Here is a 25390-nt window from a genome sequence, read left to right as displayed (position 1 = left end):
ACGCGCCGAATTTACTTTGTCGACGCGCGGTAACGACCATATCCGACGAGTAGAAAACTCGTTAGAACGTTTGCGGAAATCGAAACCGGCGGTGTCCATAGTGGACACCGCCGGTTTCAAACTCCGGAGGAACCGGGAGGATCAGGGTCGGCCGTAGGCGTATGGAGTGCCGATGACCGTCATCTTCGTCTCCATGACGTCCTCGCCCTCCCTCGGCGCGTGCACCACCCAGCCGTTGCCGATGTACAGCGCGACGTGGTGCAGGTCGGAGCCGTAGAACACCAGGTCGCCGATCTGCAGTTGGCTGGAGCTGACCCGCCTCGTGGCCGCGTACTGTTCCGCCGCGTTGTGCGGCAGGGACACGCCGGCGGCCTCCCAGGCGACCATGGTCAGGCCCGAGCAGTCGTAGTAGGTCGGCCCCGCGTCGCCCCAGCCGTACGGGTGACTGATGAGCGAGCAGGCCTTCTTCGCGGCCGTCGCGCCCGAGCCGCTGGTGTAGGTGTACGGGCAGGGGACCGGCTTGAGGTTGCCGCCGGTGGTACCGGCCGAGCCGTACGCCTGGGTACGCAGCTTCTGCAGCTGGCTGATCTGCGCGTTGATCGTGGTCTTCTGGGTGGCCAGGCTCGCGTCCTGCTTCTTCTGCTGGGCGACCAGGCTGTCCAGGGACTTCTTCTGGGCGGTGTACTTGGCGACCTGCTGCTGCACCGCGTCGACGGTCTTCTGCTGGGCCTTGGCCACCTGGTTGAGGCTCATCATCTCGTCGACCAGAGTGGTCGGGTCGCCGCTTTCCAGCAGGGCGTTGAGGTTGGAGCCGGGGCCGTTCATGTACAGCTCAGCGGACATCGCGCCGACCCGGGTCTGTGCCAGCGAGACCTTGGTCTGCAGCGGCGCCAGCTCCTTGTTCAGCGTGCTCTGCTTGCTCAGGTTCTGTTGAAGCTGCTCGTGCACCTTGTCGTACTGCTCGACGAGCGGCTCGAGCTGGTTCCACTTCTGGTCGATCTGCGCTTCGATGTCGGAGATCGATGGGGTGGCGTGTGCCTGCGTGCCGGGTAGCAGTGCCGCGATGAGCGCGAACACCGCGGCTACCACGACAACGGCGACACGCCGCGAGGGCAGGTGGACAGTGAGGTGATTTCTCACGAAGAGTGAACTCCTTCGCTCCCGGGGGGACGGAGCGGGACGATCACATAGGTTAGGGAAGGTCCGGATGGGCAATCAAGTCGGGTCCAAAGGTAATTCGATGCGCGTTTAGTTGGCTACGCTGCGTACCGCCGGATTGTTGGAACCGCCATCCGCGGCGCCCACCACCGCGCGCAGGACATCGTCGAGGGTGAGCAGCCCCAGCGGCGTACGCCCGTCGGTGATGAGCACGATGTGCCGCCGCTCGCGGCGCATGGCCAGCAGTGCCTCGGCGAGCGAACGGTCGGGTGGCAGCGCGGGCAGCGGCCGGATCAGCGTCTGCGCGATGGGTGCCCGGCGCGCCTGACCGACGACGCCGAGCACGTCCTTGACATGTACGAAGCCCCGTACCCGCCGGGTCTCCCGATCCACCACCGGGAACCGGGACAGCCCGGTACGGGTGGCCAGCACCTCCAGCGAGGCCGGCGACACGTCCTCGGCGACGGTGGTGACGGTGCCCCACGGCCGCAGCGCGTCCCGGGCGGTACGGCGGTGCAGCGCCAGCGCGCCGGTGATCCGCCGCTCCTCCTCCGGGTCGAGCAGTCCTTCCGTCCTCGACTCGGCGACCAGCCCGGCCAACTCCTCGGCGGTGTACACGGTCTTCACGGCGTCGGTCGCCTCGACCCGCCAGATCTTGAGCACCATGCGGGCCGCCCACCTCATCGCGACCAGCAACGGCCGGGTGGCGACGCAGAACCACAGCATCGGCGGCCCGAGCCAGAGCACCGCCCGCTCCGGGCCCACCAGGGTCAGGTTCTTCGGCACCATCTCGCCCAGCACGGTGTGCAGGAACACCACCGCGATCAGGCCGAGGACGAAGCCGAGCGGGTGCGCCGCCACGGTGGGCAGGTGCGTCGCGGTCAGGCCCCGGCCGACCAGGCCGGACAGGGCGGGTTCGGCGATCGCGCCCAGGCCCAGCGAGCAGACCGTCACGCCGAGCTGCGATCCGGCGATCATCACCGGTATCTGCTCCATGGCGCGCAGCGCCGACCGCGCCATCTGCGACGTCGCGGCCAGCGGCTCGATGACGGTACGCCTGGACGCGATCAGCGAGAACTCGGCCGCCACGAAGTACGCGTTGCCCAGCAACAGGATGATGATGATGAAGCTAGTCATCGGTCGGCTCCGGCCGGGTGACCCGGACCTGCTCGATCCGGTGCCGGTCGACCTCGACGACGGTGAACTCGTACCCCTGCTCGGTGAACGTCTCGCCGTCGGTCGGGATGTGCCCGAGCCGGGCCATGATGAACCCGGCCAGCGTCTCGTACGGCCCCTCGGGCAGCCGGAAGCCGGTCGCCTCGGCCAGCTCGTCCTCGCGCAGCACGCCCTCGACCAGCACGCTGCGGTCGCCGGTCGGAGCGGTGATCTCGAAGGCCGCCGGGGTGACGTCGTACTCGTCGGCGATCTCGCCGACCAGCTCCTCGGCCAGGTCCTCCACGGTGACCACGCCGTCGGTGCCGCCGTACTCGTCGACCACGATGGCCAGGTCGGCGTTGGCGGCCTGCAGGATCTCCAAAACCCCGTCCAGGTCCAGGCTCTCCGGCACGTAGACCGGCTCGCGGGCGATGGCCGCCACGGACGTGGTGAGCCGGCTGGCGGGCGGTACGGCGAGAGCGTCGATCACGGTTACCACCCCGGTGATCAAGTCGACCGTCGACTCGTACACCGGGAACCGGCTGTGCCCGGTGTCCCGGGCGGTGGTGAGCAGATCCGCGATGCTGGTGGCGGCTGGCAGCGAGATCACGTCGACCCGGGGCGTCATCGCCTCGGCGGCGCGCTTCTCGCCGAACCGGATGGTGCGCTGCAGCAGCAGGGCGGTGTCCTCGGGCAGCGCGCCGGCCCGGGCGGAGATGGCCGCGAGCAGGCCCAGTTCCTCGGGCGAACGGGCGGTGGCCAGCTCCTGCTGGGGCTGCACCCCGAACCGTCGGACGATGAAGTTGGCCGCTCCGTTCAGCGCCCCGATGAACCAGCGCAGGATCCGGGAGAAGGTCACCTGAGGCCCGGCGGTGGCGCGGGCCAGCGGGGTGGGCCGGGCCAACGCCGCGTTCTTGGGTACCAGCTCCCCGAACAGCATCGAGAACAGCGTGGCGATGGCCAGCGCCACGAAGTAGGTGAGCGTGTGGTGATCGCCGAACAGCGGCCGCAGCAGCCGGGACAGCGCGGGCTCGGCGAGGTACCCGGTCAGCAGTGCGGCCAGCGTGATGCCCAGCTGCGCGCCGGACAGTTGGAAGGACAGCTCGCGCAGCGCGTCCTGGACCGTCCGGGCGGCCCGGTCGCCGGCCTGGGCGCCCAGCTCGATCGCGCCCCGGTCGACCGTGACCAGCGAGAACTCTGCCGCGACGAAGAACGCGTTCGCGGCGGTGAGCAGCACAAATGCCAGGAGGGGGAGCACTGTCAATAACGCGGAAATGGTCAATTCACCTCGGCATCCATTGTGCCGGATGACCGAGGGCGGGCGTTGCCCGGCAGCGGCGCACCGGTGAACGCCCCCGAAAACTCCGGCGATCAGCCGGCGGCGGGCTCCGGCTCGGGCCTGGACGTGGGCTCCGGCTTGACCGAACGCAGCAGTACCGTCGCCACGTCCACCACCTCGGCCTGGCCCGCGGCGACCGCGTTCACCCCGTCCGAGAGCATGGTCATGCAGAACGGGCAGCCGACCGCCACCGTCTTCGCGCCGGTGGACACCGCCTCCTCGACGCGGTCGATGTTGATCCGCTTGCCGATCCGCTCCTCCATCCACATCCTGGCGCCGCCGGCGCCGCAGCAGAACGAGCGTTCGGAGTTGCGGGGCATCTCGGTGATGCCCCCGCTGGCGGCGGCGCCCAGCACCTCCCGCGGCGGGGTGAACACCCGGTTGTGCCGGCCGAGGTAGCACGGGTCGTGGTAGGTCAGCCCGCCGTCCAGCGGCTGTACGGGGGTGAGCTTTCCGCTGCCGACCAGGTCGGCGAGCAACTGGGTGTGGTGGATGACCTGGTACTGGCCGCCGAGCTGGCCGTACTCGTTGGCCAGGGTGTTGAAGCAGTGCGGGCAGCTAGCGACGATCTTGGTGACCCCGGCCTCGTTCAGCGTCTCCACGTTCTGCGCGGCCAGCATCTGGAACAGGAACTCGTTGCCGATGCGCCGGGCCGGGTCGCCCGTGCAGGTCTCGCCGTTGCCGAGGATGGCGAAGGGGACTCCGGCCTCGTGCAGCAGGGTCGCCACCGCCCGGGTGGTCTTCTTGGCCCGGTCCTCGAAGGCGCCTGCGCAGCCGACCCAGAACAGGTACTCGAAGTCGGTGCCGTCCCCCACCCTCGGGATCTCGAAGTCCAGGCCCTTGGTCCAGTCCTCCCGGGTGGCCGGCGGTGCGCCCCACGGGTTGCCCTTGGACTCCAGGTTGCGCAGCATGACGCCGGCCTCGCTGGGGAAGTTGGATTCGATCAGCACCTGGTAGCGCCGCATGTCCACGATGTGGTCCACGTGCTCGATGTCCACCGGGCACTGCTCCACACAGGCGCCGCAGGTGGTGCAGGACCACAGCACGTCGGGGTCGACGATGCCCTGCTCGTCCGGGCCACCGATCAGCGGTCGCTGGGCCTCGGCCAGCGCCAGGACGTTGAGCTTGGAGTGATCGACGCCGGCCCCGCCGTCCGGCGAACCGGCCGGCTCACCCTCGCCGGCCGCGTCGGCCCCGCCGGCCAGCAGGTACGGCGCCTTGGCGTAGGCGTGATCGCGCAGGGAGAGCACCAGCAGCTTCGGCGACAGCGGCTTGCCGGTGTTCCAGGCCGGGCACTGCGACTGGCACCGGCCGCACTCGGTGCAGGTGGTGAAGTCGAGCAGGCCCTTCCAGGTGAACTGCTCCACGGCGGCCACGCCGAACTGGTCGCGGTCGGGGTCCGCCTCCTCAAAGTCCAGCGGCTTGCCCTTGCTCATCATCGGCCGCAGGCCGCCGAGCGCCGGCGCGGCGGACGCCGTGCGCTTGAAGAAGATGTTGAAGAAGGCGGCGAACCGGTGCCAGGCGATGCCCATGTTCAGGTTGAAGGCGATCACCACAAACCAGCCCATGCTGATTATGATCTTCGCGATAGCGGTGATCGTGATGGCGTTCGCGCTGGCCGGCAGGATGTCGCCGAGGCCGTGCGAGATCGGCGCGGCCCAGACCGGGTAGGGCAGCTGCCCGCGGGCCGCCTTGAAGCCGCGGATCAGGAAGATGCACACCACGATCCCGACGATCGTGTACTCGACGTAGTAGGCCTGCCAGAACGTCGAGCCGGCGAACCGGGAGCGGGAGCTGCGGGTGGGCAGGTGCAGCAGCCGGATCACGATCAGGGTGGCGATGCCGACGCCGGTCAGCGCCGCGATCAACTCCATGATCAGGCCGTACGCGGCCCAGTATCCGAGCACCGGAATCTCGAACGCCGGACTGAACGTCTCCCCGTACGCCTCGATCAGGGTGAACAGCAGGGCACCGAAGCCCACCATCACGAACCAGTGCGAGACGCCGACCACCGTCCAGCGCAGCATCCGGGTGTGGCCGAGCGTCTCCTTCACGGTGGTGGCGAGCCGGGCCCCCTTGCGGTCGAACCGCTCGGGGTCGGGCTGGCCGAGCCGCACGACCCGAAGAATGCCGCGCACGGCGCGGACCACCAGTGCGATGGCGCCGACGGTGACGACGATGGCGAGCGTGGCCGCCACAATCTGGACCGGTCCCATCCGTTACGGCTCCCTCAGACGCTCGGTTCTCTCACTGGTGCCGCAGCCTAGTCGGTTAGTTACCGCCTGGTAACGTGAGATCCGCCGCAGTCAGTGCGTACACGGTCGATCCAAGCGCGGTCGGTGTGCGCAGGCTTACCCACAGCCTGTGGATAAGCCTGGGGAAAACCTCACAGTTGTACCGCCGAGCCATTCGGACGCGACCAGTCACGACCATTCCGCTGCGACCATTTCGCCATGAACACTTCGACACGAGCACCGTGCCGGGACCGCAACGGCGGCCAGCTCAGACAGCGGCGGCCCGGAAACCCTACGCCCGGACCGACCGCGTCTCAAAAAGCCCGTACCCGACCGTGCGCGCCCCCGGCCGAATCACGGCCGGACACGCGCACCGGTCGGTCGGGTCAACGCCAGCGGGCGAGCAGGGCCAGGGCCGCGACCATCGCGCCGAAACCGATCGCGAGGTTCCAATACCCCCAGGCCAGCACGGGGTAGACACCAGTGGACAGGTAGAAGGTCACCAGCCAGGCGATGCCAACGAAGATCAAGGCCACCGCGCTGACCGGCAGCCAGGTCGGACTAGGCCGCTTGGAGATCGCAGACACGCGAGGTGCGATGTCCGCCGGCGGCGTGTAGACCTTTTTCTGTCGAACTCGGGACTTGGGCACTGGGCTCTCCTGGAGGGAACGTCGCTGAACATTACCGCGTCTGCCCGCTATGTGAACACCCGAGCACGGCCAGAATAATGTCCAAGGCAAGCGTAGTCGCCAGCGCACCCATGCGTTAACAGGTGAGGGGCGAGCTGAGGGAGGGTCGTGGAGGAGTACACATCGGGCACCTCATCCTGGGGCAAGGCGCTCCGGAGGGGTGGCCGGGCCCTGCTGCCGTACCGTCGCCGGCCCACCGCATGGTCCGCGCTGGTGCCGGTCGTCGCCCTGCTCACCGGATACCTGCTCACCACGAGCGCGCACACGGCCGCCGGTACCGCCCTGCGTGACGACCGGACCCCCCAGCTGTCCAGCCTGATCGCCGACCGGAACCGGCAGATCGAGCAGCTGGACAAGCAGGAGTCCACCCTGCGCACCGACAACGCCGACAAGGCCAAGGCGGTCGCCGGCTCCGATGCGGACACCAACGCCCTACAGGCGCGCGGCGACTCGGAAATGGCCGGCGCCGGGCTGACAAAGGTGCACGGACCGGCCGTGACCGTCGAGCTCAACGACGCGCCGAAGCGCCCGGACGGCACGCTGCCGAGCGGCGTCCAGCCGGACGACGTCGTGGTGCACCAGCAGGACGTGCAGGCGGTGGTGAACGCCCTGTGGTCGGGCGGCGCCGAGGCCATGACCATCATGAACGTCCGGGTCATCTCCACCAGCGCGGTCCGCTGTGTCGGCAACACCCTGCTGCTCAACGGCCGGGTCTACTCGCCACCGTTCGTCATCACCGCGATCGGCGACCCCAACCGGCTGCAGACGGCACTGGACGCGTCCAGCGGCGTACGCATCTTCAAGGAGGCGGCGACCGCCTTCGGCCTGGACTACAACGTCGGCACGCGACCCGACGTGATCATGCCCGCATATGACGGTTCGACAGATTTGCGGTTCGCCCACGTGACAGGGTGAAACTATGGCGCACACGCCCAAACATCGCGTACCGGACAGCGATGCCACCATCGAGATCGACCCGATGGACGCCATGACGGCGATGTCCGAGGTGGAGGACCCGCCGCTCGGTGGTTCGGGCGTGATACCCAGGCCGCCGTTGCCCGCACAGCCCGGCCCCGCGGAGTTCGGTGACCCCGGGCCTGGCCGGATCGCCCGGACGGTGCGGGCGGTCGCCCGGGCCGGCGGGGAAGTGCTGATCACCTTTGGCCTGGTGGTGCTGCTTTTCGTCGGGTACCAGCTCTACGGTCGGGTCGGGGAGATCAAGGATCATCAGCGCGACCTGGACCGGAACCTGTCCCAGTCCTGGTCCGGACCGGGCAAGCCGGCCGGTGCCGCGCCGGCACCCGTGCCCACGGCTGCCGCCCCGGAGCCGGAGCCGGCAGACGGTGAGGCCATCGGCCGGCTCTACATCCCCAAGCTCGACCTGGACTGGGTGATGGTCGAGGGCGTCTCGCTCGACGACCTCTCGGGCGCGCCGGGCCACTACCCGGGCACCGCGATGCCCGGCCAGGTCGGCAACTTCGCCGCGGCCGGGCACCGGGAGCGCGGGATGTTCTGGGACCTCGACCAGGTGCAGCCGGGCGACTACGTGGTGATGGAGACCCAGACCAGCTGGTACGTCTACAAGATCTTCGAGAACCACATCGTGACCCCGCACTCGGTCGAGGTCATCGCACCGACCCCGAACGAGCCCGGCGTTCCGGCCAAGCAGGCGGACATCACGCTCACCACCTGCAATCCGAAGTGGGACAACTATCAGCGACTGGTAGTGCACGGGACCCTGGTGGAGACCGACCCGCACGACAAGCGCCCGTCGCAGCTGGAGAGTTGACGTGTACGGCTGGATCTGGCACAGGCTGCCGTTCGGGTGGCCCGGCAAGCTCGCGAGCTCGGTGCTGCTCATCGCCGCGGCGGCTGCCTTACTCTGGTACGTGGCCTTCCCCGCGGTCGATCCCTACCTGCCGTACAACGACGGACAGGTGACCAACGGGCACAGCACCACGAACCGGGACGATGTGGCCCCGGTCACGCCCTCTCCCCCAAGGTGACTCGCATGCGCATCCTCGTCGTGGACAACTACGACTCGTTCGTCTACAACCTCGTCCAGTACCTGGGACAGCTGGGCGTCGACTGCGAGGTACGGCGCAACGACGAGATCGACCTGACTGAGGTGGGCCGGCTCGACCCGGACGGCGTACTCCTGTCGCCGGGGCCCGGCACCCCGCAGCGCGCGGGCATCTGCGTGCCGCTGGTGGCCGAGTTCGCCGGCCGGGTGCCCATGCTCGGGGTCTGCCTCGGCCACCAGGCGTTCGGGGCGGCCTACGGCGCCACCGTCGAGCGGGCGCCGGAGCTGCTGCACGGCAAGACCTCCGAGGTGCACCACCGGGGCAGCGGCGTACTGGCCGGCCTGCCCAACCCGTTCACGGCGACCCGGTACCACTCGCTGGCCGTGCTGGAGTCCACGCTGCCGGATGAGATCGAGGTCACCGGGCGCACCGAGTCGGGCGTGGTGATGGCGATGCGGCACCGCACGCTGCCGATCGAGGGTGTCCAGTTCCATCCTGAGTCGGTGCTGACCCAGGGCGGCCACCTGCTGCTCGCCAACTGGCTGGCGACCTGCGGGTACCGGGAGGCGCTGGACCGGGCCCCGGAGCTGGTCGAGCAGGTCGAACAGCGGCGGCTGGCGGCATTCGCCGCCTGAGGCGGCACGGCCAGCGGCACCGGGGCCGGCGGCCAGGCCCTGCCACTCAATAGGCCGCCCGGCTCCGGCCGCCAGGCCGCTGGGCCCGGCTCAGGGCGGGCTACGTCGAGGGCGCCACCGACGGTGACGGCGGCGGCGAGCTGGGCGGCGAGGTCGGCGTCGGCGAGTCCGTCTCGGCCAACTTGCCGACGAAGATCGTGATCGAGTCGTCCAGGTTCACGGTCGTGTCCGGCGAGGGAGACTGGCTGGTCACCATCCCGACGTCGTTCGGGTCCGAGGTGAACTGCGACGACACGTGCACGTTGTCGAAGCCCAGGTCGTCGAGCTTCTGCTGGGCCTGGTCACTGGACAGGCCGGACAGAGACGGCACCTTCTCCTGGTTGCCCATGCCGATGCTCACGGTGACCGTGGTGCCCTCGGCGACCGTCTGGCCCGACTTCGGGTCCTGGTCGACCACCTCGCCCTTGTCGGCCACCAGGCTCTTCACCTGGACGAACTTGGCCTTGAGCTGGACCGTGTTGAGCAATGCCGTGGCCGAGTCCTGATTGCCCCCGGACAGCGACGGGACCGTGACCTTCTTCGGGCCGGCGCACACCTGGTAGTTGATCGTGGTGTTCTGCACGACCTGCCGGCGCGGTGGTTGCGTCTGTTCGATCACCGTGTCCTTGGTGCAGGTGGCGTCGAAGACCAGCTGCGCGTTGCCCCGCAGCTTGCTCTGGGCGAGCAGGCTCTGCGCCTCGGCCGAGGTCCGGTTGACCAGGTTCGGGACCTCGGACTTCTGAGGACGATTGGCCAGGTAAAGGCCGGTCCCCAGGGCGCCGACCGCGAGTACGCCGAGGATCACCAGGCTCGCGATCAGCCAGTTCGAGGCACGCCGGCGCTGCGGGTTGCCGACCCGGGCCATCGTGCCGGTGTTGCGGTTGCCCACCAGTCGGGGCTGCTGCACGGGCACCGGCATGGTCCGGTCGTCCTCGCGCATCACCGGGGTGGCCAGCACCGGCCGTCCGGCCGCCGCCCGCAGCAGGTCGGCGCGCATCTCTCCGGCACTCTGGTACCGGTTCAGCCGGTTCTTCGCCAGCGCCTTGAGGACCACCGCGTCGACGTCCGGCGGCACATCCCGGTTGGAGTCGCTGGGCGGCAGCGGGTCCTCTCGCACGTGCTGGTAGGCCACCGACACGGGGTTGTCGCCGACGAACGGCGGATGCCCGGTGAGCAGCTCGTACAGCACGCATCCGGTGGCGTACACGTCGGACCGGGCGTCCACCGCCTCACCGCGGGCCTGCTCCGGGGACAGGTACTGGGCCGTACCGATCACCGCGCTGGTCTGCGTCATCGTGGTGGCGCCGCTGGCCAGGGCGCGGGCGATGCCGAAGTCCATCACCTTGACCTGTCCGGTCTGGGTGAGCATGACGTTGCCCGGCTTGATGTCCCGGTGGATGATCGAGTGCCGGTGGCTGAACTCCAACGCCGCGCAGATGTCGGCGGTGATCTCCAGGGCGCGGCGCGGCATCAGCCGCCCCTCGGCGGTCAGCACCTCCTTGAGCGTGCGGCCGTTGACGAACTCCATGACGATGAACGGGATGGTCTCGCCGGTCGGTGCGCGCTCCTCGCCCGTGTCGTAGACAGCGACGATCGCCGGGTGGTTGAGCGAGGCCGCGTTCTGTGCCTCGCGACGGAACCTCTCCTGGAAGGTGCGGTCCCTGGCCAGGTCGGTACGCAGCATCTTGATCGCCACATCGCGGCCCAACCGGAGGTCGCGGCCACGGTGTACCTCGGCCATGCCGCCATAGCCGAGCAAGTCGGCGACCTGGTACCTGCCCCCGAGCAGCCGGCCCGCACTCATCTCGTCATTCGTCCTTTAGTCATCGATGCTCATCGTCCCTTGCCATTCCTACCCGATGGCGTTCACTGGGATTGATCCGGGCCGGGGCTGCAGTCGTCGTTCGATCGGCCCTTCCCGCAGTCCTGGCCACCCTGATCGGTGGGGCCGGTGGTCGGTGTGGGCGCTCCGGTACCCCCGTTGCCGCCGTGGCCACCGTCGTCGTCGCCCTTGCCGGTCGAGACGGTCAGCGTGATGGTGTCGTTGGGCCGAGCCTCACAAGGTGTGACACGTGTCACCTCTCCGGCGTCGCCGCCGGACTCGTTGACCTTGAGCACCCGGAAACCCTGGTCGGTCAGTTGATCCCGCACGTCCTGGTACTGCTGGCCGGTCAGCTCGTCGCAGTTTATGTCTATGGGCTGGTTGTCGTCGGAGCCCTGGGTGGCCGGATCCGTCGGAGTGTCGGTAGGTACCGGAGGCGCCGGCGCCATGCTGGTGGGGGCCACGCTCGGCGAGTTGGCCAGGGGCGTCCCCGGGTTCTTGTCGTCGCCGTTGTGGTTGGCGAGCACGAAGGCGAGCACACCCGCGCCGATCAGCAGGAGAGCGACCAGTGCGATCAGCACGCCGTTGAGCACGGCACGACTGCTCTTCTTCGGCGCCGGAGCCCGGCCGCCCGAACCGGCGGAGGTGGGTGCCACCGGCGGGTAGCCCGGGTCGGCGCGGCGCGGCGCCTGGGTCGGCGGCATGGCGCTTCCCCGGGAGTACCCGGCCGGGCCGGCCTGACCCGGCTGCCCCATCGGCCGGGTACGCGGCCCGGCGCCCGGGTACCCGGGCATGGTGTGGGTGGCCCCGGGCTGGTTGCCCGCCATCCGGGCGCCCATGGGCGGAGCGCCCTGCACCCGGGTGGTCGCGTTCGGGCCACCGGATACCCGGCTGGCCGGCACCGGCCCGCCCGGCGCCCGTACCGTCGGCCCGGTCGGCGAACCCAGCGGGCCCGGAGAGGCCTGCGAGGCGACCGGCGGCACGGAGACCGGCGCTCCGGTCGGCCCCACTCCGGGGCCGCCCCCGGCCAAGCCGGCCGCCGCGCGCCGGGCGACCTGCCCCAGCGCGGCGGCGCTCGGGTACCGGGCCGACGGATCCTTGGCCATCGCCCGCTCGACGATCGAGCGCACGGCCGGCGGGATGTCGGGAGGCAGCGGCGGCGGCTGGGTGCGGACGTGCTTCATCGCGAGTTCGAGCGGGTTGTCGCCCTCGAACGGACGCCGCCCGGCCAGGCACTGATAAGCCACCACGCCGAGCGCGTACACGTCGGACAGCGGCGTGGCCACCGCGCCCGTGGCCTGCTCCGGCGAGATGTACGAGGCGGTGCCCAGCACCGAGCCGACCGCGGTCAGCTGCCCGACCATTTCCGACCGGGCGATCCCGAAGTCGGTGAGCACCAGCGTGCCGTCCGGCCTGACCAGCAGGTTGCCGGGCTTCACGTCGCGGTGCACGATGCCCTTGTCGTGAGCCGCCTGTAGCGCGTCGGCGGCCTGAGCCATCAGGGCCATGGTGCGCCCCGGGGTCAGCCGGCCGACCCGCCCGAGGGTACGCGACAGCGCGTCGCCCTCCACGTACTCCATGACCAGGTAGGCGCCGACCACCGGGTCGGATCCGTAGTCGTAGACGTCGACGACGCCCGGATGGTTGATGGTGGCCATGGTGCGCGCCTCGCCCCGGAACCGCTCGACGAAGTCGGGGTCCTCGAGCAGGGCGGGCAGCAAGATCTTCACCGCCACGGTACGGCCGAGTACGTCGTCGGTACCGCGCCAGACCTCGCCCATGCCGCCACCGGCGATCCGGTCGTCGAGCCGGTACCGCCCACCGAGCATGGTGCCCACGTTCACCATGACGCGGGTTCCGCCGGGCTCATTTGATCCCCTTCTGCGCAATCACGGTCTTCATCAGGTCACCGGCGATCCGGGCGGCCTCTCCGCTACCGCTGTCGCCGGCGTGCTCCAGAAAGACGCAGACGGCCGCGATCGGCTGGTTGTCCTTCATCGCGAAGCCGATGAACCAGCCGTGATCCCCGTCGTCCGTGCTGTTCTGGGCCGTTCCGGTCTTGCCGCCGACCTGGAAGCCCGGGATTTGGGCCTTCTTGCCGGTGCCGCCTGCGACCACACTCTCCATCATCTGCTGAAGGTCGCCGGCCACCTGGGTATTGACCGGAGTCCGCAGCACCTTGGGAGATGCGGTGTACGCCGAACTCAGGTCCGGCGCCTGGGCCTTGTCGATCAAGTATGGACGCATCTGGTGTCCATCGTTCGCGACGGTGGCCGCGATCAGCGCGCCCTCCAGCGGAGTCATCTGGACGTTGAGCTGGCCGATGCTGGACTGGGCGACGAAGTTCGGGTCGTCCTGCCCGTTCGGGTCGGTCATATCCCCGGTGTGGCTGGCCGCCACGCCGAGGCCGGCCTCGTGCCCGTCCCGGCCGAGGCTCAGGCTGTCGTCCTCGAACCCGAACGCCTGTGCCATCGACTTGATCTGCTGGGAACCGAGGTGCACGCCGAGCTGCGCGAACGCGGTGTTGCACGACACGGTCAGCGCCTGGATCAGCGAGATGGTCGCGTTCGGGCAGGTCGAGGCCTCGGCGTTGTGCATGGTGAACGAGCCGCCCGGGATCGGGGTGTACGACGAGCCGGCCGGGATCACCGTCTGCGGCGTGTACTGCCCGCTGGACAGCGCGGCCGCCGAGTCGATCACCTTCATGGTCGAGCCGGGCGAGAACGTCTCCTGGGTGGCCTTGTCCAGCAGCGGCTTGTCCTCGTCGGCGTTGAGCTGGTCGTACGCGTCCTGGGCGGTGTCCGAGTTGTGGCTGGCCAGCGGGTTCGGGTCGTAGCTCGGGGTGGAGGCCAGGCCGAGCACCGCCCCGCTGGACGGGTCGATCACCACGGCCGCGGCGTTCTTCACCCCGCTGCGGTTGTGCAGGATGTCGTTGTAGGCCTCGTCCTGCACCGCCTTGTTGATGGTCAGCAGGATGTTGCCGCCGCTGGTCTTGTTGCCGAAGATCTCCTTGACCCGGTCGGCGAACAGTTCCGGCGCGTTGCCGGACAGGAAGTCGTTCTCCGCCTGCTCGACCCCGGTAGCCAGACCGCTGACCGGCTTGTACCCGACGAACGGCGCGTACTCCGCGCCCAGCGGATAGTTGCGCTGATATTTCAGCTCGTCGTTGGTGGCCACGCTCTGCGCGACGATGGTCTGCCCGCCGGCCAGCGCGATCTCGCCGCGCTTGCGCTGGTACTCGGTGAGCTGGGTGCGCGCGTTGTGCGGGTCGGTCCGGTACGCGTTCGCCTTGTACACCTGCACCCAGTTCAGGTTCAGGAACAGCAGCCCGAACAGGACGAGGACGACGACGCCGACCCGGCGCAGGGGGGCGTTCATGACCTACTCCGCTTCCACACGCTCACCGGATTACCTCCGTCGCCAACCCCGCCAGCCGCTCCGGCTGGCCGGACGGCGAGGCGCCCGAGGTCGCCGGGCGCCGGGAGGCGTCCGAGATGCGCAGCAGCAGGCCGATGAGCAGCCAGTTCGCCATCAGGGAGGACCCACCGGCGGAGAGGAACGGGGTGGTCTGACCGGTCAGCGGGATCAGCTTGGTGACCCCACCGACGATCACGAAGACCTGTAGGCCCAGGGTGAACGCCAGGCCGCCGGCCATGAGCTTGCCGAACGAGTCGCGCACCGCGATGGCCGCGCGCAGCCCCCGTACCGTGATGAGCAGGTAGATCAACAGCAGGCCGGTGAGCCCGAACAGGCCGATCTCCTCCCCGATGCCGGCGAAGATGAAGTCGTTGTTCACGAACGGCACGTTCTCCGGCTGCCCGGCACCCGGGCCGGCGCCGAACAGGCCGCCGGTACCCAACCCGAGTAATGACTGGACCAGCTGATACCCCGTGACGTTGGGATCCGCGAACGGATTGAGCCAGATCTCGACCCGCTCGTGGAAGTTGGCGAACGGACCGCCGATCGTCGCGCCCAGCACGTTGGCCAGGAACGCCCCGCCGATGAACAGCACCAGACCGATGATCAACCAGCTGACCCGCTCGGTGGCGATATAGAGCGTGACCACGAACATGCCGAAGTACAGCAGCGCGGTACCCAGGTCCTTCTCGAAGACCAGGACCATGAGGCTGAGCACCCAGACCACGATCACCGGGCCCATGTCGCGGCCGCGCGGGAAGTCGATGCCCAGGAATCTTCGGCTGGCCAGCGACAGCACCTCGCGCTTGCTCACCAGGTAGTACGCGAAGAAGGACAGCAGCAGCAGCTTCGCGAACTCGCCCGGCTGGATCTGGAAGAAGCCGCCGAACTTGATCCACAGTTTCGCGCCGTTGATGCTCGACAGCGAGGCGGGCAGCACCGCCGGGATCATCATCAGTACGAGGCCGATGAGCCCGAGGGTGTACGCGTACCTGGACAGAATCCGGTGATCACGCACGATGATCAACGCTATGGTCGCGACCACTATCGAAACGAGCGTCCACAGCAGTTGCCGGAAGCCCAGCCCGGCCAGGACCCCGTAGCCGGCGCGCTGGGCCGCGTCGAGGCCGCCCAGGTCCAGCCGCCGTAGGAAGGCCACGCCCAGCCCGTCGAGCAGCGCCACGCACGGCAAGATCGACGGATCGGCGTACGGCGTCAGGTTCCGCACCGCGATGTGGGCCCCGACGAACAGCAGGGTCAACAGCGCGGGAATCACCCAGAACCGGGCGGTGACCCGGCCGACCAGGGCGTACTCGACCGCCGCCGAGTACGCCAGCACGATCACCATCGCGACGAGGATCAGTGCCAGCTCGGTGTTACGTCGGGTTGATACGCGCGGGTCGGCCGGCGCACTGGGGGTGCTCGGCGTTGCGGGCGCAGTCGGCGCAGTCACGATCTGGGTGGTCTCCTGCCGTCAGCAGCCGCTGCTGCTCGGGATGGTGACGGGATCCGGGGAGGGGGACACGGAGCCCTGGATCGTCGTCCGGGTGGTCACCTTCGTGGAGCTGGGGTCCGACACCGGCGCACCGGAGGAGGGGCTGCCGGACGGGGACGGGGACAGGGACTGGGACGAGGACGGGTCCGGGCTACCGGTCGGGCTCGGCGGGGCGCTCGTGGGCGCCACCGGCGATACCGACGGCGACGGGCAGTCGGGCACCACGTTGCCGTTGGCCGGATCGATCAGGTCGTTCAGCTTGCGCTGAGCGTCCTGCTCGTTGTTGGCCGGGATGCCCTGCTTGACCTTGTCCTGGGCCACCCTGGTCAGGTCACCGATCTTGGTGGCACTGGAGTGGTGCACCTTGGACAGGTGTACCCCGGCGATCTGGCCCGGTACGCCCTGGAAGACGGCCACCATCCCGTCCGGCGTGGCGCCGACGTAGTACTGCGCCTGACTCCAGGTCCAGCCGCCCCACAGCAGCCCGCCGAGCACCACCAGCACCACGGCGAGCAACGCCGAGGTGCGCAGCGGGTGCCGCTTCGGCCGCGGCTCCTCCTCGGGGGCCGGCTGCTCTGGAGCGGCCGCCCTGGGCGCCTGCAACGCCGACGCGCGGGAGGCCGGCGTGGACCCCTCCACGCTGGGCACCATGCCCCGGTCCCGGGCGGCGGCGCCGCCGACCAGCGGTCGCTGCTCGACAATGTCGCCGTCTGTGACGTCCGCGATGATCACCGTGACGTTGTCCGGTCCGCCGCCGCGCAGCGCCAGCTGAACCAGCCGCTCGACGCACTGGCCCGGATCGGTGTACTCCCGCATGCTCTGGGCGATCGTCTCGCCACTGACCACGGCGGTCAGTCCGTCGCTGCACAGCAGGTACCGGTCGCCCGGCACCGCCTGCCGGACCGAGTACTCGGGATCGATGTCCCGGCCGTCCAGCGCACGGGTCAGCAGCGACCGCTGTGGGTGACTGCTCGCCTCCTCAGCGCTGATCCGGCCCTCGTCCACCAGCATCTGGACATAGGTGTCGTCCTTGGTGACCTGGACGAACTCGCCGTCACGCAGCAAGTACGCCCGGGAGTCGCCGACGTGCACCATGCCGAACTTGCTGCCGGAGAAGAGCATCGCGGTCAGTGTGGTCCCCATGCCCTCCAGGGCCGGGTTCGCGTCGACCGCGTCGCGTAACTGTTGGTTGGCCGTGTCCACGGCCGATCGAAGGGCGTCGACCAGGGCATCGCCGGGAACGTCTTCATCCAGCGGCGCCATGGCGGCGATGGTGATGTTGCTGGCGACGTCACCGGCGGCCATGCCGCCCATGCCGTCGGCTACGGCAAGCAGCCGCGGCCCGGCGTAGACGGAATCTTGATTACCGTCTCGAATCAGGCCGCGGTCACTGCGGGCCGCGTAACGCAGGGTGAGGGTCATGGTCGCAACTCGAGGGCAGTGCGGCCGATCCGGATCGGCACGCCGAGGGGTACGGGGGTGGGTCCGGTAACCTTCTCACGGTCGAGGTAGGTCCCGTTCGTCGAACCTAGGTCCTCAAGGAGCCACTGTCCCGCCCGGGGTACAAGTCGAGCATGTCGGGCCGAGGCGTAGTCATCCGTGATGACGAGTGTGGAATCCTCGGCTCGACCGATGGTTATCGGCTGCTCACCGAGGGTGATACGCGTTCCAGCGAGCGCGCCGGCGGTGACCACCAACTGGTGCACCGCCCGCCCACGCTTGACCTTTGCCGGCCGCCCCCCGACCGCCGTGACCCCAACCCCCCTGGGTGCCGCGACGAGCCTTGACCGAGAACCCGCGAACAGGTCCCGCCGAACCACTCCGACCACGGTGAATACGAAGATCCACAACAAGATCAGGAAGCCGATCCGGGCAACCGTGAGGACAAGTTCCTGCGGCAAGGTCTAGCCGTCCACGCGGAACGTCAACGTGGTCGTACCGAGCTGGACCATGTCGCCGGGATTCAGCGCGACGGCCGAGACCCGCTGACCGTTGACCATGGTGCCGTTGGTGGAGCCAAGATCGGTCAGCACCACCTGGGCCCCGTCGTAGTCGAGCCGGGCGTGCCGGCGCGAGATCCCGACGTCCGGCAGCCGCAGATTGGCCTGGTCCCCCCGGCCGATCACGGTCGAGCCGATGGACAGCGGGTAGGTCCGGCCGTCGTTGGCGACCAGCCGCACGGTCCGCGCCCCTGGCGGGCCGCTGACCGGCCGCCCCTGCTGCTGGTACGGCTGGTCGTAGGGCGACTGCTCGTACGGCGGGTACTGGGGCGGGGGCGGCTGCTCGTAGGACTGCATCGGCGGCACGTCCCCGCCGGTGTAGACCTCGGCGGTGACCCGGAACATGCCGGTATCCAGCCCGTCGCCCCGTTCGATTTCAACGATCACGTCACCGTAGACCGTCCAGCCCTGCTCGCCAATGAACTCGGCCTGAGACTGGGCCAGCTCCTGGGCGAGCGCCGCCGCGTACGGCGCCAACCGGCTGTGATCATACGGCGACAGATCAATGACGTAGCGGTTCGGGACCAGAGTGCGCCCGCCGGCCAGGATAGCCTTGTGCGCCTCCGCCTCCCGCTGCATGGCGTTAAGGATCTCGACCGGGTGGACGACACCCTTGAAGACCTTCGCAAAGGCCCCTTCTACTAGGCCCTCTAGACGCTTCTCGAAGCGTTGCAGCACACTCACCGGCTCCTCCTCGGGTTCCGAGGTCTGATGGTATCCGGATGCCGCACGCGCGCACGCGCACCGATCGGTTTGAGTCGTGCTACAGTTTGCCCCGCGCTGCCGCGCAGCCCTGAAGGGGGTTCAGATTTTCCCCTTCTTGAGCGCTGAGCACCGGGGGAGTGGCGGAATGGCAGACGCGCACGGTTCAGGTCCGTGTGCCCGAAAGGGCGTGAGGGTTCAACTCCCTCCTTCCCCACCATGTGGCGGCCGGCTCGAGAGAGCCGGCCGTCTCCCGTCCCGGGGTGTCGTCGGGGGCTGCTGACCCGGGCGCCGGTTACTCACCGTGTCGGGATGACGGAGCGTATGCTCCACAAGTTCGCCGTAGTCGACAAGCCAAGGGGTGCTTTCCACAGTGAGCGTCGCGCTGGTGACCGGTTCCGCTGGTCTGATCGGGTCCGAGGCGGTCCGTCATTTCGCCGGTCTCGGCCTGGACGTGGTCGGTATCGACAACGACATGCGGGCCAAATTCTTCGGTGCCGAGGCCTCGACCGCCTGGAATGTGCTGCGGCTCACCAGCGAGCTCGGTGATGCCTACACCCACCACGACGTGGACATCCGGGACCGGGACGGGCTGGCCAAGATCTTCAAGCGGTACGCCGGCGACATCGCCGTCGTCATCCACACCGCCGCGCAGCCCTCGCACGACTGGGCGGTGCGCGACCCGTTCACCGACTTCGACGTGAACGCGGGCGGCACGCTCAACGTGCTGCAGAACGTCCGCGAGCACTGCATCGAGGCGCCGCTGATCCACTGCTCCACCAACAAGGTGTACGGCGACCGCCCGAACTACCTGCCCTACGTGGAGCTGGACACCCGCTGGGAGCTCGAGCCGGGGCACACCTACGAGCAGGGCATCCGCGAGGACATGTCGATCGACGCGTGCCTGCACTCCGTGTTCGGCGCGTCCAAGGTCGCCGCCGACGTCATGGTTCAGGAGTACGGCCGCTACTTCGGCATGAAGACCGCCTGCTTCCGGGGCGGCACGCTGACCGGCCCGGCCCACTCCGCCACCGAGCTGCACGGCTTCCTCGGGTACGTGATGCGGTGCAACATGGAGCGCCGGACGTACAAGATCTTCGGGTACAAGGGCAAGATGGTGCGCGACGCCATCCACAGCCACGACGTGATCTCCGCCTTCGAGGCGTTCTTCCGCAACCCGCGCAGCGCCGCCGTGTACAACCTGGGCGGCGGGCGGCACTCGAACACCTCGCACCTGGAGGCGTTCGCGATCGCCGAGCGCATCACCGGCAAGGAAATGATCACCGAGTACCACGAGGCCAACCGGGTCGGTGACCACCAGTGGTGGATCGGCTCCAACGCCGCCTTCCAGCGGGACTACCCGGACTGGAAGCAGGTCTACGACGTACCGATGATCCTGACCGAGATCTACGAGGCCAACGCCGACAAGTGGGTCCCGGCGCAGTGAAGCAGAGCGTGCTCGGCGTCCTCGTGGACGCGACGACGTACGACGAGGCGGCCGACGCGGTGCTGGCCGCGGCCCGGGAGGGCCGACCGTTCGCCCTGACGGCGCTGGCCGTGCACGGCGTGATGACGGGCGTGCAGGACAAGGACCACAACGCGCGGCTCAACGGCTTCGACATGGTCACGCCGGACGGGCAGCCGGTGCGCTGGGCGCTGAACTCGCTGTACGGCGCGGGCCTTACCGACCGCGTCTACGGGCCGCTGCTGACCCTGCGGGTGCTGGAGCGGGCCGCCAACGAGGGACTGCCGGTCTACCTCTACGGCTCCACGGACGAGACGCTCGACCGGCTGGTGCCGAAGCTGTACGAGATGTTTCCGGCACTGAAGGTCGCCGGTCGCGAACCGTCCAAGTTCCGCACGGCCCAGCCGGGCGAGGACAAGGAGATCGCCGACCGGATCATCCAGTCGGGCGCACGGATCGTGCTGGTCGGGCTCGGTTGCCCGCGCCAGGAGGTCTTCGCGTACGCGATGCGCCCGCTGCTGCCGATGGCGCAGCTCGCGGTCGGCGCCGCCTTCGACTACCACGCCGGGGGCCTGCGCAAGCCGCCGCCGTGGATGCAGAAGCGGGGCCTCGAGTGGCTGTGGCGGCTGGGCCTGGAGCCCGGCCGGCTGTGGAAGCGATACCTGATCCTCAACCCGGCGTACCTGGCCCGGCTGTTCGCGCAGAAGCTTCACCTGTGGAAGGCGACGCCGCCGCCGGCCTCGACCGAGCGGCTGTCCACCTTCCCGGTCTGACCGCCCCGGTCACCTTCCTTACCAGTCTTACTTCGACCGGTTGGCCGGCCTGCTCATCCCAGGCCGGCCAACCGGTCTTTGGTCTGTTCGTCGCACAGCGCCCCGGCTACGCCCGCGGCGTACGCCTCGGCGGGGCTCAGACCCAGCCGCTCGGCGAGCTCGTACTCGCGCCCGAGGTCCGTGCCGAACATCGCCGGGTCATCGGTGTTGATGGTGCACAACGCGCCGGCTTCGTGCAGCGCCGGCAGCGGGTGCTCCTCGATCGCGCGGACCACCCCGGTGCGCAGGTTGGACGTCGGGCAGACGTCCAGCACTATGCCGCGCTCGACAATCTCCTTCAGCAGGTCCGCGTCCTCCACCGCCCGGATGCCGTGCCGCAGCCGGGCCGGGTTCAACGTGAGCATCTCCCGGATCGAGTCCGGGCCGGCCGCCTCGCCGGCGTGCGGCACCGGGGCCAGGCCGCCGTCCCGGGCGATCTCGAACGCCCGGCGGTACGGCTCGGCCGGCCTCGTCTCCAGTCCACCGAGTCCGAAGCCGACCACCCCACGGTCGGCGTACCGGACGCTGACCCGGGCGGCCTGTTCCGCGAGCTCCGGGGGGAGCCCCCGGTACAGGTCCGGGGTGAACCGCACCACGACCCCGCTGCGCTCGTACGCCTCGACGGCACCCTCGCAGTACCCGGTGAAGATCTCGTCCCAGTCCAGCCCGCGCTCGACGCGCTCGGCGGGCGAGAAGATCCCCTCCAGGTACACCGCGCCGAAGCCGGCGGCCTCGGCGGCGTAATCCACCACCACGCGACGGAAATCGTCGGCCGTGCGCAGGCAGTTGGTGGTCAGGATCCAGACGTCGATGAAGTGCTTGAAGTCGGTGAACTCGTAGAGCTTCTCCAGGCCGGCCACGGAATCGGCCGGCAACGTCTCACCGTTGCGGCGGGCGATCTCCAGCAGTGTGGCGGGCCGGATGGATCCCTCAAGGTGGACATGCAGTTCGATCTTGGGGATGGCCGGAGATTGAGTCACCCGCCCACAATCTCAGATGAGGCGAGCCCGCCGGCAGGCGACCGGACTCAGCGACGCCCGACCGACCCGTCGTTCTGCACGTACAGCAGCTCAAGGATGGAGCGGGTGGCCTCGAACCAGCGGTCGAGCCACGCGGCGCTGGGCATGACGCCCTTGGGCGGCAGCTCCATCAGCAGCCCGCGCAGCAGCGGATGATCGGCCAACGCACCGGACGGCATGTCCATCCAGCCGCTCGGCGGGAACACTGGCTCGGCGAGCTTGTCCAGCTCGTTGAGCGACATCGTCGGCTGGGTCGGCAGCGGGGTGTCCATCACCGAGCCGAGCGATGCGGCCTCGCCGCCACCGGGTAGCTCGGCGGCGCCGGCCACGGTGGCCAGCCCACCGGAACGCCGGGCGGTGCCGCGGTAGTTCAACTGGCCGGCGAAGCGATCCTCGCTGGTGGCCACACCGTTGTCCAAGTTTTCAGGGCCGTTCTGCATCCCTATCGCCTGCCTCTGTCTGCGTTTTTGCACCGCCATGACGCCTCCTGCGGCGAGGTGGCCCGGCAATCGCCGTACCGCCCGGTTCAACGAGGCTGGGTGCCAGCGGCGACGGTCTCAGACGAATACGCGGAGTTCAGAGGGGGTGTGACGTGGGGCGCCCGGCCGGCCCGGGCCGCCCCAGGGCAGAACGTTAGAGGTCGAATTCGCCGTCCTTGGCACCGCCGACAAACGCGTCCCACTCGTCCTGAGTGAAGATCAGTGCCGGCCCGGTCGGGTTCTTCGAGTCGCGCACCGCGATCGCCTCGTCCACGAAGGCAACTTCGACGCAGTTGTCGCAGTTTGGCCCGCTGGCCGAGCTCTTACGCCAAACGGCCCGGCTCAGGTCGACCCGGAGCCCCTTGGTTTCGATCTGCATTACAGCTCCTTTGCCCGTGCGGCGATGTACGCGATCGACTCGTCGGGAGGCATCGCGCTCGCCCGCAGATGATCGAATATGTACTGGTACCGCTGGAGTTCCTCGTCCTTCTCCAGGAAGAGGCCCCCAGCCGCATTCTCGGCGAAGACGACGTCGGGATCGGCCTGTTCGTCGTAACCGAGGATGGTGAATGATCCTTCCATCGCCACGTGAGCGCCGGACGAGAATGGCAACACCTGAACCGTCACGTTTGGCTGAGCGGCAGAGTCCACCACGTGATCGAACTGTTCGCGCATCACCGTGGACCCCCCCACCAAACGGTGGAACATCGTCTCGTCCAACACCACCCAAAGATCGAGCGGATCATCCTGTACCAACAACGACTGACGGGCCATTCGGACATGCACGCGTCGGTCGACGTCGCTGTCACTCATCTCCGGCCGGCCAGTCCTGATCATGACTCGGGCGTAGTTCTGCGTCTGTAGCAAACCGGGGATCACCTGGACCTCGTACGAGTGGATCGACGAGGCTGCCGCCTCCAGACCCACGTACGCACCGGTCAACACGGTCCCGTAAAGGTGCCACCAGCCCTTCTGCCGGGCGTCCCGGGCCACCTGCACGAGGTCCTCGGCGGTCACCCCGTCGATGCCGTAGACCTCCAGCATGTCCCGGACATCCCGGGGAGTCACTCCGGTGTGGCCGGTCTCGATCCGGGAGATCTTGGAGGAGGAGCACTCCAGCCGGTCGGCGACCACTTCGATCGTCAGCCCGGCCGTCTCCCGGAGCCGGCGCAGCTCGAGGCCGAGCCGGCGGCGGCGGACGGTCGGACTAGGTCGGACAGTCACGGTTCACCTCCCGCCGCGGCGGCCTTGAAGCGGCAGCGGCGGAACCAGGCCCTGGAGGCCGCCGAGCCCATGAGGAAAGGGGTGGGTGGGTGGCACACGGACGACTCGGCGAGGAGCAGGCTTCCCCGAACCGGCTCGTCAGAGATCGAACCGCGTTACTGCCACCACCGTAGAAGCGAAAGGCACGCCGTGCAACTTGCATTGATCATTCGATCAGGTGCAGGCTGTCGATATGGCGCGGATGACCGGGCTTACCGGAAAGATCCCGTGGTCGTTCCGGCCCGCGCCACTTCGACGGGGGTTTCTGGCATTTCCCGGTGGCGGGTCCACCGGCACTCTTGGGTACCGGACAGGAGTCTATATGTTGCCCCGTTCCGGCGACGTGCTGCGCGTGACGCGCGCGGCAAGTGTGCAGTTCATCTCGCCCATGCTCTTCCGGGTGATCCGAGTGCACGACTGGGCCACCTACGACGGGTGGTGCTGGCTCGACGGATACGAGCTGGACGGCACCGGCGACGCCGTGGACCGGCGCACCATCTTCGTGCAGATCGAGGGCCTGCAACGGGCGGCGTCCGGCGCCGGGCCGAACAGGTACCGGATGAGTCAGCGCCCCGTACGGGCGCCCGTAACGTAAATTCCTCTCATAATCCGTCCGGCGGTCATACGATCAAAGGCACCTGTGGTTCACCCCTAACGTGACCCGTACCCCGATTTCTCTCGGGAGACGGTGTCCATGCTCAACCCCGATCCATCACGTCTGTTGCCTGTCATCGCCGGCGCCCTGCTCGGTGCCGGAGCATTGACCGGCACGGCAGGCGCCGATGGCGCCGGTACGCGGCTGGTGCCGCCCCCGGTCGCCATAGCGGCGGCATCCACCCCAGTACCCGCGGCCCACCCGGCCGTGGCTTCGCGGCAATCGCCGCCACCGGCGCCGGCGCGACTTCTCGCCACCGAGCCGCCGTGGTTCCCGCTGCCGCCGCCGATCCCGATGCCCACCACGCCGCGGGCGTCCCCCTCGCCGGCCACGCCCGCGCGGCCGAAACCACCGGCCGCTCCGGCTGTCGCGGCATCGCCCGCTCCCTTGGCCGGACCGCCGGGGGCGGTCGCGCCGGCGGTGCCGGCCGGAGCGGCCGAACCGATGGCGCCCGCCGAACCGCCGGGACCCGCCGCGCCACCGCCCTCCGCCGCACCGGCCGGGCCGGCGATCGTGCCGGCGGGGCCACTCGGGCCCGCCGGGCCGGCGGAACCCGTGGGGCCGCTCGGTCCGGCGGAACCCGTGGGACCTGCGGGGCCGTTCGAACCGGCGGGACCTGGGGCGCAGCCAGGGCCGCTAGGACCGGTGGGGCCGCTCGGCCCGGCTGACTCGGCCGCGCCGGTGGGACCGGCGCCCTCGGCATGGCCCGCGGGGCCGGCCGGGCAGTCGCCGCCGGCATCGCTGGCCAGCGGCGCCCCGGACCGCGCGCAGCCGGGGCGCGGGACGGGTCCGGGCCTACCCGCCGCCTGCCGGGCCGGGACGGCGGCGGCGCCCAGCACCTCCCGCGGCGGGGTGAACACCCGGTTGTGCCGGCCGAGGTAGCACGGGTCGTGGTAGGTCAGCCCGCCGTCCAGCGGCTGTACGGGGGTGAGCTTTCAGCTGCCGACCAGGTCGGCGAGCAACTGGGTGTGGTGGATGACCTGGTACT

General features: G+C 69.2%; 22 protein-coding genes, 1 tRNA gene and 2 pseudogenes. 8 read left to right on the top strand and 17 right to left on the bottom strand.

Annotated elements, in window-relative coordinates; genetic code table 11:
- Nucleotides 1–141: 141 nt before the first annotated feature.
- The 5 genes from ABEA87_RS00125 to ABEA87_RS00105 all read right to left on the bottom strand — a co-directional run bounded on the left by ABEA87_RS00125 (nt 142) and on the right by ABEA87_RS00105 (nt 6536).
- Nucleotides 142–1140 carry a C40 family peptidase gene (locus tag ABEA87_RS00125; protein ID WP_345624966.1) on the bottom strand — a complete coding sequence of 333 codons (999 nt, stop codon included), beginning with the start codon at nt 1138–1140 and terminating at the stop codon, nt 142–144.
- 108 nt (nt 1141–1248) lie between these two features.
- Entirely contained in the window at nt 1249–2295 is a 1047-nt protein-coding gene (locus ABEA87_RS00120; protein ID WP_345624965.1) for a hemolysin family protein, read from the bottom strand.
- Entirely contained in the window at nt 2288–3577 is a 1290-nt protein-coding gene (locus ABEA87_RS00115) for a hemolysin family protein (protein ID WP_345624964.1), read from the bottom strand. Before ABEA87_RS00115 ends, ABEA87_RS00120 begins: the two co-directional genes overlap by 8 nt.
- A 107-nt stretch (nt 3578–3684) precedes the next feature.
- Entirely contained in the window at nt 3685–5868 is a 2184-nt protein-coding gene (locus tag ABEA87_RS00110; protein WP_345624963.1) for a (Fe-S)-binding protein, read from the bottom strand.
- A 404-nt stretch (nt 5869–6272) separates the two neighbouring features.
- A complete protein-coding gene (locus ABEA87_RS00105; protein ID WP_345624962.1) occupies nt 6273–6536 on the bottom strand; it encodes a cell division protein CrgA in 264 nt (87 codons plus the stop codon).
- A gap of 147 nt (nt 6537–6683) precedes the next feature.
- Between ABEA87_RS00105 and ABEA87_RS00100 the strand changes: the two genes are divergently transcribed.
- From ABEA87_RS00100 to ABEA87_RS00085, 4 genes are read left to right on the top strand one after another with little or no spacing between them, the layout of a single operon-like run.
- A complete protein-coding gene (locus ABEA87_RS00100; RefSeq protein WP_345624961.1) occupies nt 6684–7490 on the top strand; it encodes a DUF881 domain-containing protein in 807 nt (268 codons plus the stop codon).
- A gap of 4 nt (nt 7491–7494) precedes the next feature.
- Complete coding sequence (locus ABEA87_RS00095; protein ID WP_345624960.1) at nt 7495–8364, top strand: class E sortase; 870 nt, start codon at nt 7495–7497, stop codon at nt 8362–8364.
- Between the two features lies 1 nt (nt 8365).
- Entirely contained in the window at nt 8366–8581 is a 216-nt protein-coding gene (locus ABEA87_RS00090; RefSeq protein WP_345625789.1) for a hypothetical protein, read from the top strand.
- Between the two features lie 5 nt (nt 8582–8586).
- On the top strand, nt 8587–9234 hold the full coding sequence (locus tag ABEA87_RS00085; protein ID WP_345624959.1) for an aminodeoxychorismate/anthranilate synthase component II: 648 nt from the start codon (nt 8587–8589) through the stop codon (nt 9232–9234).
- Nucleotides 9235–9334: 100 nt separating this feature from the next.
- Here the strand turns inward: ABEA87_RS00085 and pknB are convergent, their stop codons facing one another.
- From pknB to ABEA87_RS00045, 7 genes and pseudogenes are all read right to left on the bottom strand, one after another.
- Nucleotides 9335–11077, bottom strand: coding sequence for a Stk1 family PASTA domain-containing Ser/Thr kinase (gene pknB / locus ABEA87_RS00080; protein WP_345624958.1), 1743 nt, complete (start codon nt 11075–11077; stop codon nt 9335–9337).
- A gap of 683 nt (nt 11078–11760) precedes the next feature.
- Nucleotides 11761–12942, bottom strand: a pseudogene (locus ABEA87_RS00070) (serine/threonine-protein kinase); the annotation flags it as partial.
- Nucleotides 12943–12961: 19 nt separating this feature from the next.
- Complete coding sequence (locus ABEA87_RS00065) at nt 12962–14473, bottom strand: penicillin-binding protein 2 (RefSeq protein ID WP_345624957.1); 1512 nt, start codon at nt 14471–14473, stop codon at nt 12962–12964.
- 22 nt (nt 14474–14495) lie between these two features.
- Nucleotides 14496–15968 carry an FtsW/RodA/SpoVE family cell cycle protein gene (locus tag ABEA87_RS00060; RefSeq protein ID WP_425570722.1) on the bottom strand — a complete coding sequence of 491 codons (1473 nt, stop codon included), beginning with the start codon at nt 15966–15968 and terminating at the stop codon, nt 14496–14498.
- A gap of 18 nt (nt 15969–15986) precedes the next feature.
- Nucleotides 15987–17429 (bottom strand): PP2C family protein-serine/threonine phosphatase, encoded by a 1443-nt coding sequence (locus ABEA87_RS00055; protein WP_345624955.1) that lies wholly within the window; start codon nt 17427–17429, stop codon nt 15987–15989.
- The gene (locus ABEA87_RS00050) at nt 17426–17908 is read right to left on the bottom strand and encodes an FHA domain-containing protein FhaB/FipA (protein WP_345624954.1); all 483 of its coding nucleotides are present in this window, start codon (nt 17906–17908) and stop codon (nt 17426–17428) included. Before ABEA87_RS00050 ends, ABEA87_RS00055 begins: the two co-directional genes overlap by 4 nt.
- Nucleotides 17909–17911: 3 nt before the next feature.
- Nucleotides 17912–18691 carry a DUF3662 and FHA domain-containing protein gene (locus ABEA87_RS00045; RefSeq protein WP_345624953.1) on the bottom strand — a complete coding sequence of 260 codons (780 nt, stop codon included), beginning with the start codon at nt 18689–18691 and terminating at the stop codon, nt 17912–17914.
- A gap of 152 nt (nt 18692–18843) precedes the next feature.
- Here ABEA87_RS00045 and ABEA87_RS00040 point away from each other — a divergent pair.
- The 3 genes from ABEA87_RS00040 to ABEA87_RS00030 all read left to right on the top strand — a co-directional run bounded on the left by ABEA87_RS00040 (nt 18844) and on the right by ABEA87_RS00030 (nt 20947).
- Nucleotides 18844–18929: transfer RNA gene (locus tag ABEA87_RS00040), tRNA-Leu, on the top strand.
- Nucleotides 18930–19082: 153 nt separating this feature from the next.
- Nucleotides 19083–20156 (top strand): NAD-dependent epimerase/dehydratase family protein, encoded by a 1074-nt coding sequence (locus ABEA87_RS00035; RefSeq protein WP_345625703.1) that lies wholly within the window; start codon nt 19083–19085, stop codon nt 20154–20156.
- Nucleotides 20153–20947 carry a WecB/TagA/CpsF family glycosyltransferase gene (locus ABEA87_RS00030; protein ID WP_345624952.1) on the top strand — a complete coding sequence of 265 codons (795 nt, stop codon included), beginning with the start codon at nt 20153–20155 and terminating at the stop codon, nt 20945–20947. The genes ABEA87_RS00035 and ABEA87_RS00030 overlap by 4 nt, the downstream gene beginning before the upstream one ends.
- 53 nt (nt 20948–21000) lie before the next feature.
- Here the strand turns inward: ABEA87_RS00030 and add are convergent, their stop codons facing one another.
- The 4 genes from add to ABEA87_RS00010 form a co-directional block, all read right to left on the bottom strand.
- The gene (gene add / locus ABEA87_RS00025; RefSeq protein ID WP_345624951.1) at nt 21001–21966 is read right to left on the bottom strand and encodes an adenosine deaminase; all 966 of its coding nucleotides are present in this window, start codon (nt 21964–21966) and stop codon (nt 21001–21003) included.
- A gap of 47 nt (nt 21967–22013) precedes the next feature.
- A complete protein-coding gene (locus tag ABEA87_RS00020) occupies nt 22014–22445 on the bottom strand; it encodes a hypothetical protein (RefSeq protein WP_345624950.1) in 432 nt (143 codons plus the stop codon).
- 193 nt (nt 22446–22638) lie between these two features.
- A complete protein-coding gene (locus ABEA87_RS00015) occupies nt 22639–22857 on the bottom strand; it encodes a DUF397 domain-containing protein (RefSeq protein WP_425570721.1) in 219 nt (72 codons plus the stop codon).
- Between the two features lie 5 nt (nt 22858–22862).
- Nucleotides 22863–23708, bottom strand: a complete 846-nt coding sequence (locus ABEA87_RS00010; RefSeq protein WP_345624948.1) for a helix-turn-helix domain-containing protein — start codon at nt 23706–23708, stop codon at nt 22863–22865.
- Nucleotides 23709–24069: 361 nt separating this feature from the next.
- On the opposite strand from ABEA87_RS00010, the gene ABEA87_RS00005 reads away from it, so the two are divergent.
- Nucleotides 24070–24342 (top strand): hypothetical protein, encoded by a 273-nt coding sequence (locus ABEA87_RS00005; protein WP_345624947.1) that lies wholly within the window; start codon nt 24070–24072, stop codon nt 24340–24342.
- A gap of 884 nt (nt 24343–25226) precedes the next feature.
- Here the strand turns inward: ABEA87_RS00005 and ABEA87_RS42480 are convergent.
- A pseudogene (locus ABEA87_RS42480) lies at nt 25227–25390 on the bottom strand (disulfide reductase); the annotation flags it as partial.

The organism is Rugosimonospora acidiphila (genome assembly GCF_039543385.1).
In the GTDB taxonomy this organism is placed as follows: Bacteria; Actinomycetota; Actinomycetes; order Mycobacteriales; family Micromonosporaceae; genus Rugosimonospora; species Rugosimonospora acidiphila.
The sequence above is the reverse complement of the archived record's forward strand: the minus strand, read 5'-3'. Positions and strand labels throughout refer to the sequence as shown.

Bases quoted from the DNA above. Each gene is read 5' to 3' on its own strand.
- ABEA87_RS00120 (WP_345624965.1), bottom strand. From the start codon at position 2,295: ATGACTAGCTTCATCATCATCATCCTGTTGCTGGGCAACGCGTACTTC.
- ABEA87_RS00110 (WP_345624963.1), bottom strand. From the start codon at position 5,868: ATGGGACCGGTCCAGATTGTGGCGGCCACGCTCGCCATCGTCGTCACC.
- ABEA87_RS00095 (WP_345624960.1), top strand. From the start codon at position 7,495: ATGGCGCACACGCCCAAACATCGCGTACCGGACAGCGATGCCACCATC.
- ABEA87_RS00085 (WP_345624959.1), top strand. From the start codon at position 8,587: ATGCGCATCCTCGTCGTGGACAACTACGACTCGTTCGTCTACAACCTC.
- pknB (WP_345624958.1), bottom strand. From the start codon at position 11,077: ATGAGTGCGGGCCGGCTGCTCGGGGGCAGGTACCAGGTCGCCGACTTG.
- ABEA87_RS00065 (WP_345624957.1), bottom strand. From the start codon at position 14,473: ATGAACGCCCCCCTGCGCCGGGTCGGCGTCGTCGTCCTCGTCCTGTTC.
- ABEA87_RS00055 (WP_345624955.1), bottom strand. From the start codon at position 17,429: ATGACCCTCACCCTGCGTTACGCGGCCCGCAGTGACCGCGGCCTGATT.
- ABEA87_RS00020 (WP_345624950.1), bottom strand. From the start codon at position 22,445: ATGCAGAACGGCCCTGAAAACTTGGACAACGGTGTGGCCACCAGCGAG.
- ABEA87_RS00005 (WP_345624947.1), top strand. From the start codon at position 24,070: ATGTTGCCCCGTTCCGGCGACGTGCTGCGCGTGACGCGCGCGGCAAGT.